General features: G+C 57.1%; 7 protein-coding genes. 5 read left to right on the plus strand and 2 right to left on the minus strand.

Annotated elements, in window-relative coordinates:
* Positions 1 to 28: 28 nt before the first annotated feature.
* On the minus strand, positions 29 to 1,375 hold the full coding sequence (gene rimO, locus AC13DD_RS11885; RefSeq protein ID WP_053112682.1) for a 30S ribosomal protein S12 methylthiotransferase RimO: 1,347 nt from the start codon (positions 1,373 to 1,375) through the stop codon (positions 29 to 31).
* Positions 1,376 to 1,690: 315 nt separating this feature from the next.
* Between rimO and AC13DD_RS11890 the strand changes: the two genes are divergently transcribed.
* The 4 genes from AC13DD_RS11890 to AC13DD_RS11905 all read left to right on the plus strand — a co-directional run bounded on the left by AC13DD_RS11890 (position 1,691) and on the right by AC13DD_RS11905 (position 6,261).
* Positions 1,691 to 2,101 (plus strand): PilZ domain-containing protein, encoded by a 411-nt coding sequence (locus tag AC13DD_RS11890; protein WP_008170127.1) that lies wholly within the window; start codon positions 1,691 to 1,693, stop codon positions 2,099 to 2,101.
* 160 nt (positions 2,102 to 2,261) lie between these two features.
* On the plus strand, positions 2,262 to 3,170 hold the full coding sequence (gene cysD / locus AC13DD_RS11895) for a sulfate adenylyltransferase subunit CysD (protein ID WP_482931210.1): 909 nt from the start codon (positions 2,262 to 2,264) through the stop codon (positions 3,168 to 3,170).
* Position 3,171: 1 nt separating this feature from the next.
* On the plus strand, positions 3,172 to 4,830 hold the full coding sequence (cysN, locus tag AC13DD_RS11900) for a sulfate adenylyltransferase subunit CysN (RefSeq protein WP_482931211.1): 1,659 nt from the start codon (positions 3,172 to 3,174) through the stop codon (positions 4,828 to 4,830).
* Positions 4,831 to 5,244: 414 nt separating this feature from the next.
* The gene (locus AC13DD_RS11905; protein ID WP_104269920.1) at positions 5,245 to 6,261 is read left to right on the plus strand and encodes a nucleoid-associated protein; all 1,017 of its coding nucleotides are present in this window, start codon (positions 5,245 to 5,247) and stop codon (positions 6,259 to 6,261) included.
* A 162-nt stretch (positions 6,262 to 6,423) separates the two neighbouring features.
* On the opposite strand, the gene trmH is transcribed toward AC13DD_RS11905, so the two are convergent.
* A complete protein-coding gene (trmH, locus tag AC13DD_RS11910) occupies positions 6,424 to 7,161 on the minus strand; it encodes a tRNA (guanosine(18)-2'-O)-methyltransferase TrmH (protein ID WP_104269919.1) in 738 nt (245 codons plus the stop codon).
* Between the two features lie 185 nt (positions 7,162 to 7,346).
* On the opposite strand from trmH, the gene miaB reads away from it, so the two are divergent.
* Complete coding sequence (miaB, locus tag AC13DD_RS11915) at positions 7,347 to 8,693, plus strand: tRNA (N6-isopentenyl adenosine(37)-C2)-methylthiotransferase MiaB (protein WP_482931212.1); 1,347 nt, start codon at positions 7,347 to 7,349, stop codon at positions 8,691 to 8,693.
* Positions 8,694 to 9,124 lie beyond the last annotated feature (431 nt).

The raw sequence follows: 9,124 nt of genomic DNA on the forward strand, positions 1-9,124 counted from the left end.
GCAGGCTAGGTGCCCAAGCCGGAAGCCATCAAAGAAGCCGAGCCCAAAGATCATGCTCATCGGCATGCTCAACAACCGCCTGAACAATCTCACCCGGAACAAGGTCGGTCTCGTCGTTAAGGTAAACCATACCGTCAATCTCCGGCGCGTCTGCCTTGGAGCGACCAATGGCGCCTTCCTCGTCGACCTCGTCAATCAGCACATCAATCGTCTGGCCGATTTTGGCCTGTAGGCGGGCTGCTGAAATCTCTGCCTGTTTTTCCATGAAACGGGCCAGGCGCTCTTCTTTGACTTCCTCGGGAACCGCACCTTCCAGTTCGTTGGCTTTGGCGCCTTCCACCGGGCTGTATTTGAACGCGCCAACACGATCCAGTTGAGCCTCGTCGAGCCAGTCCAGCAGGTACTGGAAGTCCTCCTCGGTTTCACCGGGGAAGCCGACGATGAAGGTGGAGCGGATGGTGAGCTCGGGGCAGATCTCACGCCATTTGCGGATGCGCTCCAGAGTTTTGCTGTCGTGGGCCGGGCGCTTCATGGCCTTGAGTACTCTCGGGCTGGCGTGCTGGAACGGGATGTCCAGGTACGGCAGGATTTTTCCCTCGGCCATCAGCGGAATGATGTCGTCGACATGGGGATAGGGATAAACGTAGTGCAGACGTACCCACACGCCCATTTCGCCGAGCGCTTCACACAGTGACTGCATCTTGGTCTTGAGCGGCCGCCCTTGCCAGAAGCCGGTGCGGTATTTGGTGTCGACGCCGTAGGCGGAGGTATCCTGGGAGATGACCAGCAGCTCTTTAACACCGGCATCCACCAGGCGCTGGGCTTCGTCCATCACATCGCCAATGGGCCGACTGACCAGATCACCGCGCATGGAGGGGATGATGCAGAAGGTGCAGCGATGGTTACAACCTTCGGAGATCTTGAGGTAGGCGTAGTGCCGCGGGGTCAGTTTGATTCCCTGCGGCGGAACCAGATCGGTGAACGGATCGTGCTGCTTTTTCTGCGGAACGAACTGGTGAACCGCGCCGACCACTTCTTCATAGGCGTGGGGGCCGGAAACCGCCAGAACACCCGGGTGAGTATCGCGAATCTTGTCGGCCTCTACACCCATACAACCGGTGACAATCACCTTGCCGTTTTCGCTGATGGCCTCGCCGATCGCGTCCAGCGACTCCTGTTTGGCGGCATCGATAAATCCGCAGGTGTTGACCACAACAATGTCGGCGTCGTCATAGGTCGGGACAACATCGTAGCCGTCCAGCCTGAGCTGCGTGAGAATGCGCTCGGAGTCGACGAGAGCCTTGGGACAACCGAGGCTGATGAAACCGACTTTGCCGTTTCCGGACGAGGCGGGGGTCTGGGTGTTATCTGTCATAGAAGGCTTGGAATTCCCGGAGCTCAGCGCGAGCCCACAAATGAATGAAGGGCGATATTTTACACCAGCTCAGGGACCGCCTGCAGCAAAAGTCCGACGAGTATTGGAACCGATGGAAACTGACGGACGTCAAAATTTGTGACGTCTTGTTCAGAAAGATTTAACAAATCTGCCACTATAGGCGGCAGGCTTCTTGCTGATCACAAAGTAAACAACTACACTTTCATTCGCTTATCATGCGTTTAAGTGTTTTTCTGGAAGGGATTTATGGGAAAGGCAGCATCATTCGCAACCAGACACGCCAGAAGAGTCAACATGAAACCTGTCGCCGCCAAATTGAATTTGCGCAACCAACAGCGAGTGGACGTAGCCACCGACATTACTATTGAGAAATCGGACGGCTGCTGCCTGACCTGTTCGGTATCCAATCTCTCCCGCACGGGCGTCATGATTTCCTGTAATCAGGAAACGGTGAAACAACTCATTCCCGAGCAAAAGGCCCCGGCTCCAGGACACTGGATTGCCGTGAAGACCCGATTCTCCGTGCCGGTGGTTGCAACGCAACCGGTTTCCATTATTGCCGACGGCAACATCGTTCACATGCGACGCATCGCAAGGGACGAATTTCAGCTGGGCATCCAGTTCGCTGAGTTTGAAGGTAACGGCTTCGATTACGTCGATCGATACGTTGCCAAACTGTTGGCTGACTCCCGCAATCCTGCCTGACCTCGACCTGCCGGCTGACGAACAACCAGGGCCCACCACTGCTATATTGTTATAACGCCAATGTCTAGTTGGCCGTCTTCTTATGCCCTTACCCCCTCTGGTATAGTTGCCGTATTCATTCGCACAGCCAAAACGGCCCGCACGGCGGCAACGGATTATCATGACCACATACAACCTCACGCACCTGAAACAGCTGGAAGCGGAAAGCATCCACATCATCCGGGAAGTGGCAGCCGAGTTCGACAATCCGGTAATGCTGTATTCCATCGGCAAGGACTCCGCGGTAATGCTTCACCTGGCCCTGAAGGCCTTTTACCCGGGTAAGCCGCCCTTTCCGTTGATGCACATTGATACCACCTGGAAATTCCGGGACATGATCAAGTTCAGGGACAACGTCGCTGAGAAGTTCGGCCTCGACCTGATTGTGCACACCAACCAGGAAGGCGTGGATCAGGGAATCGGGCCGTTTACTCACGGCAGCGCGAAACATACCGATGTCATGAAGACCCAGGCCCTGAAACAGGCGCTCGACAAGTACAAGTTTGATGCAGCCTTCGGCGGTGCCCGCCGTGACGAGGAAAAATCCCGGGCCAAGGAACGCGTGTATTCGTTTCGGGATGAATACCATCGCTGGGATCCCAAGAACCAGCGTCCCGAGCTGTGGAACATCTACAACGGCAAGATCAACAAGGGCGAGAGTATCCGGGTGTTTCCGCTGTCCAACTGGACGGAACTGGATATCTGGCAATACATCTACCTTGAGAACATCGACATCGTTCCGCTCTACTATGCCGCCGAACGCCCGGTCGTTGAGCGCGATGGCACCCTGATCATGGTGGACGACGACCGCATGCCATTGAAGGACGGCGAGAAACCAATGATGAAATCGGTTCGCTTCCGGACACTGGGCTGCTACCCGCTGACGGGCGCCATCGAATCCGAAGCCAACACGCTTCCTGACATTATCCAGGAAATGTTGCTGGCCAAGAGCTCCGAGCGCCAGGGTCGGGCAATCGACCACGATTCAGCCGGCTCCATGGAACAGAAAAAGCGGGAAGGGTATTTCTAAGATGTCACACCAGTCTGATCTGATTGCAGAAGATATTCAGGCCTACCTGAAGCAGCACGAAAACAAGGAACTCCTGCGCCTGCTCACCTGTGGCAGCGTGGATGACGGCAAGAGCACCCTGATCGGCCGCCTGCTCCATGACACCAAGATGATCTACGAAGATCACATGGCCAGCCTGAAAACCGACAGCGCCAAGATGGGAACGACGGGCGAGAAACTCGACCTTGCCCTCTTGGTCGACGGCCTGCAGGCGGAGCGCGAACAGGGCATCACAATCGATGTGGCCTACCGGTACTTCTCTACCGACAAGCGCAAGTTCATCATCGCTGACACCCCGGGCCATGAACAGTACACCCGTAACATGGCCACCGGCGCGTCTACCGCCCAGGTCGCGATCCTGATGATCGACGCCCGCCACGGTGTTCTCACCCAAACCCGGCGCCATTCCTACATCGCGTCTCTGCTGGGTATTCGGCACATCGTAGTGGCCGTGAACAAGATGGATCTGGTGGATTTCAGCGAAGAGCGCTTCAACGAAATCAAAGACGATTACCTGGCGTTTGCCGCCAAGCTGGGCCTGAAAGATATCCGTTTTGTGCCGCTGTCCGCCCTGGAAGGCGACAACGTGGTAAACAAAAGCGAGAACACACCCTGGTTCACCGGCCAGCCCCTGATGGAGATTCTGGAAACCGTGGAAGTGGGCCGGGACAAGAACCTGGAGCATTTCCGCTTCCCGGTTCAGTACGTTACCCGACCGAACCTCAATTTCCGGGGCTTCTGCGGCACCATCGCCTCCGGCGTGATCCGCCCCGGCGAACAAGTGATGGCCCTGCCCTCGCGGCGCACCAGCACGGTCAAGGAAGTTGTCACCTTCGATGGCAATCTTGAAGAGGCCTATATCGACCAGGCGGTTACCCTCACCCTGACCGATGAAATCGACATCAGTCGCGGCGATATGCTGGTAAAGGTCGAAGACGAGCCGGAAGTGGGCAACCGCTTCAACGCCAACATCGTGTGGATGACCGACGCACCCCTGGAAACCGGCCGCCTTTACGACATCAAGCTGGGACCGACCTTTACCTCCGGCACGGTGAAAAAGATCCACCACCAGACCGACGTAAACACCCTGGAACAGCAGGCCAACCCAAGCCAGCTCCAGCTGAACGAAATCGGCCTGTGCGAGCTGACCCTGAACCAGCCGATCGCCTTCGATGCGTACCAGCGCAACCACGCCACCGGCAGCTTCATCGTGATCGACCGGCTCTCCAACGTCACCATCGGTGCAGGCGTGGTGGCCGGCCTGGCAGATTCCGGCGAATCGCTCGATCCAGTTTCGGTAGAAGAACGCGAGCGCCGACTGGCCCAGAAACCGGCCATCATTGCCTGTAATGGTCGCCAGGCGCCGGCACTGGCCCTCGCCGTTGAGCGCGCGCTGTTCGACCAGGGCAAAACCGCCGTGGTGGTCACCGAAGAAAACGCCGGCGATGCTGACGAACGCCGCCGCGTGGCCCAGCTTCTGACCTCCCATGGATTGGTTGCCATTGCCGTTAACCTGGGCACTGACATCGCCAACGCCGCAACAACCGCCGACAACGAGCAGGAGATTCCTGAGGCGGTGAGCAGACTTGTTCAGGATCTGATTCGCAGCAAGCGGGTTTGATTTCTGACTTTTGAGTAGACGAGAGATATCCCTGCTTCGGTGGCTGGCGCCGGGGTGGGGGTATCTTTTTCTTTGTGAAAAGCAACTCGCTTCGCTCAGACATCTTTTCCCGGCAGAAAAAGATACCCCCACCCCATCGCCGGCATACTCTGAAGTTAATTCCCAAAGCAAAATTTCGACAAAACATTCCTTATTTTTTGACGGACCACTGAAAGGCCCGTGGACGTGGGGCAGGTAGGTCTTTTTCTGGAGAAAAAAATGTCTGAGCGAAGCGAGTTGTTTTTTCGCAAGAAAAAGACCTACCTGCCCTGCGTCCCACCCCCAGAACCAGCAGACTACGAATGAATCCAACACCAGAACGTGGCAGAATCCCGCCTCTCTGAGTTAACCGAAACAACGAACAGGAGCTGCAAAATGGCCATCAAACATCTCCGCACTGCCTTCGCCAGCCAGTACCAGCCGGGCCAGCCTGCCCGCCTTGTGACCGGTGAGGCCCTGCAGGAGCCCGGTGGCGATTACGAGGGCCTGCACAAGCAGATGAAGCGCCTGTTCAACAGCAAGCCCGGCAAGAAGTACGGCCGGTTCTCCGAAGACCTGGGCGAGTGCCCGTTCAGCGCCTGGCTGAACGACTACCTGGAAGACAAGCAAACCTTCAGCGCCATGACCGACCGCCTGTTCGGACAATGGCAGGAGCTCCTGACCGGCAGTCAGGAGGAGTTCGATGGCCATCTGATGATCGTCCACGATGCCCTAGCGGACGCCGAAGTGGTTTACCTGTTTATCCTGGAAACCGACAGCGCCATGCGCTTCGACGGCAACCAGTCACTGGATGCGACCGACGTCCTGAGCCTCTCCCGTCTGAACCTGGCCGTTCGCATCGAGCTGGACGACTGGCGCGGCAACAACCCGGCGGAAAACTACCTGACACTGGTCCACGGCCGCGGCACCGGCGAGCCAGGAGAGCTGTTTATCCGTTTGTGCGGGTTTACCAATCAGGTGGATGTGGAAAAGGAAACCATGACCTTCCTGGATGCGGTGGAAGCTTTTGCCAAGTCCTCCGAGCCCGAGAAAGCCGGGGAGGTTCGCAACAAGGCCTATGAGTTCTGTAAGGAGCAGCATGCCCTGGGCGAGCCGGTCGAAATCGAGGCATTGTCCGGCTACCTGGACGAGAGTGAGCCGCAACGCTTCAAGGAGTTTGCCTCAAAAACCGCCGAACTGCCGGAAAGCGGCGTGCTGCACCCGGACCACCGGAAAGTGAAAAAACTGGTACGGATTGCAGGCTCCGGAGGCGGAATGAGCGTGTCCTTCTCCTCCGACCTGGTGAATCAGGCGGTTTACTATGACCGTGACAAAGATGCCCTGACGATTACCCGGCTTCCCAAGGCTTTGCGGGAGCAGCTTCAGCGGTATCTTGAGGCTCGCGAGGAGTGATGGGCTCTAGCTTTTGCTAAGTAGCCTGCTCGATTTGGGGGCTGGTCCAGAGGTGGGAGGCCTTTTCTTCTGGGAAAAGCAACTCGCTTCGCTCAGACATCTTTTCCCGACAGAAAAGACCTCCCACCCCCGGACCGATCTCACAGAAGAGTAATTTTCTTTTTATTGCTCATCTGCGGTGACTTTGGGTTCGTCATCCCACCGTGGGCGATTCGCCCTTAACTTTCTTACTTCCTGCATCCAGCCCACACCGTCGACCAACTCACCCGTTTCCGGGTCTATCGGCGGGTATGGCAAATTACGGTCGTCGCAGTAGCGTTTGACGGTGGGCTGACACCAACAGAATAAAAGGCGGTTGTACTCGTCATCCGGCATCCGGCGCTGATCGAACATGCCGGCCAGCTTCCGCTGCCTCTGGGCTTCGGACAGGACAATCGCACAGGCAGACGATACGTTCAGCGACTCCACCATCCCCATCATTGGGATAACGATGTGCTCGTCAGCCTGAGCTGCGGCATCAACGCTGACGCCATCCACTTCGTTACCCAGGATTATCGTGCACGGCAGGGTGTAATCCACATCCCGGAAATCAATGGCCCGGTCGGATAGCTGTGCGGCGTATAGCTTGTGGCCCTGCCCTTTCAGACTCTGGATCGCTTCGTCCATGCTCCGGTGGGTGTGGGTTGTTACCCAGTTGTAGCTGCCACCGGCGGTTTTGCGAAATGCCCGGAAGCCTTCTTTTGGCCAGACCACGTGCATGTTCGCCAAGCCAAACGCATCGCAGGAGCGGATGATGGCGGACAGATTCCGGGGCTTGTGGACCTGGTCGGTTAGGACGCTCAGGTCCGGCTGCCGGGTGTTCAGGGTTTGTTTGATTCGGGCGAGGCGTTCGGGGGTCATGATCGTGTTCGGGCTTGATTGTCGATTTAAAGAACCAAAAATAATACCACAAGCGGACTAGCAACTAGCCGAGACAAAGGTGGTTGAAGTTTAAGCACCCCGTTATAATACGCAGTTCCTTTTTGCTGGCGCCCCGTTTCAAAAACCAGTTCCCGGCGCAACATCCATCAGATTACGTGAGACCCATGGCCAAGAAGCTGTACATCAAAACCCACGGCTGTCAGATGAACGAGTATGACTCTGCCCGCATGGCAGACCTGCTCAAAACCGGTGAAACCGTCGAAATGACCGATTCACCCGATGACGCCGACATCCTGCTGCTGAACACCTGCTCCATTCGGGAAAAAGCCCAGGAGAAGGTGTTCCACCAGCTTGGCCGCTGGAAAAAGCTGAAAAGCAAAAAGCCGGAAATGATCATCGGCGTGGGTGGCTGTGTGGCTTCCCAGGAAGGCCAGGCGATCATTGACCGCGCACCCTACGTGGACATGGTCTTCGGCCCCCAGACTCTGCATCGCCTGCCGGACATGATTACCGAAGTGCGCGCCAAGGGTAACGGTGTTGGCGTGGTGGACGTCAGCTTCCCGGAAATCGAAAAATTCGACAACCTGCCCGAGCCCGGCGCAGACGGCCCTTCCGCGTTTGTTTCAATCATGGAAGGCTGCAGCAAGTATTGCACCTTCTGTGTGGTGCCCTATACCCGCGGGGAAGAAGTCAGCCGCCCGGCTGATGACGTCATCGCTGAAGTGGCCCACCTCGCCAGCCAGGGTGTTCGCGAGGTTAACCTGCTGGGCCAGAACGTGAATGCCTACCGTGGCGAAACCCACGACGGCGACAACATGGACCTGGCGGAGCTGATCGAGCTGATCGCAACCATTGATGGCATCGACCGGATCCGGTACACCACATCGCACCCGGTGGAGTTCTCTGATGCTCTCATTGAGGTCTATGAGCGCGTTCCGGAGCTGGTCAGCCATCTGCACCTGCCAGTTCAGAGCGGTTCCGACCGTATTCTGGCGGCCATGAAGCGCGGCCATACAGCCCTGGAGTACAAATCCAAACTCCGCCGCCTTCGCAGGATCCGCCCGGACATCAGCTTTTCGTCCGACTTCATCATCGGCTTCCCGGGCGAAACCGAGAAGGACTTTGAAGACACCATGAAGCTGATCAACGACATCGGATTCGACATGTCCTTCAGCTTCGTCTACAGCGCACGGCCCGGCACGCCGGCATCAGATCTGCCGGACGATACTCCGATGGACATCAAGAAACAGCGGCTTAGCATCCTGCAGGATCGCCTGAACCAGAACGTAATGGATATCAGCCGCAAGATGGTTGGCAGCACCCAGCGGATTCTGGTGACTGGCCTATCCAAGAAAGACCCTGGCGAATACGCAGGGCGCACCGAGAACAACCGGATTGTGAATTTCCGGCATGAGAATCCGGAGGTTGTCGGGCATTTTATTGATGTCGATATTGTGGAGGCCTATCCCAACTCACTTCGCGGTGTGCCCGTGAATTCGGAGTTTTACTAAAGCTCGGATCCTATTCGTCTTGGGTTTGGAGTTTGGCGAGTGGTGGGGCTCCCCTCCCAAAAACCGCTACGAGCACCCGCAAGCGGGTCCAGCCAGCAATCGTAGATTGCTGTCGCTCCGCGGCACGCGAAGCTTCGCTTCTAAAGCGTTTGCTCCGCCCATGTGCGCTTGGCGCCGGCCATCCTTGGCCGCCGACATTTTTGGGAGGGGAGCCCCACCACTCTCCGTCGGCCGCACAGCCGTCTGCTTGGTAGAAACTGCGCATTCATAGGTTGGATTAGACGAAGTCGTAATCCGTATATGGTCTCCTCCCCGTTTGCAAGGTCTCAGCACTCAATGTCAGGGACAGGTTTGCGCCCGTATATCCGGCCTGTTTGATGAGGCGGCTTTGTCGCCTCTGGCCTTGATGGAAGATCCGCGCCTGCCGTCCT

Source organism: Marinobacter sp. L-13 (assembly GCF_056857715.1).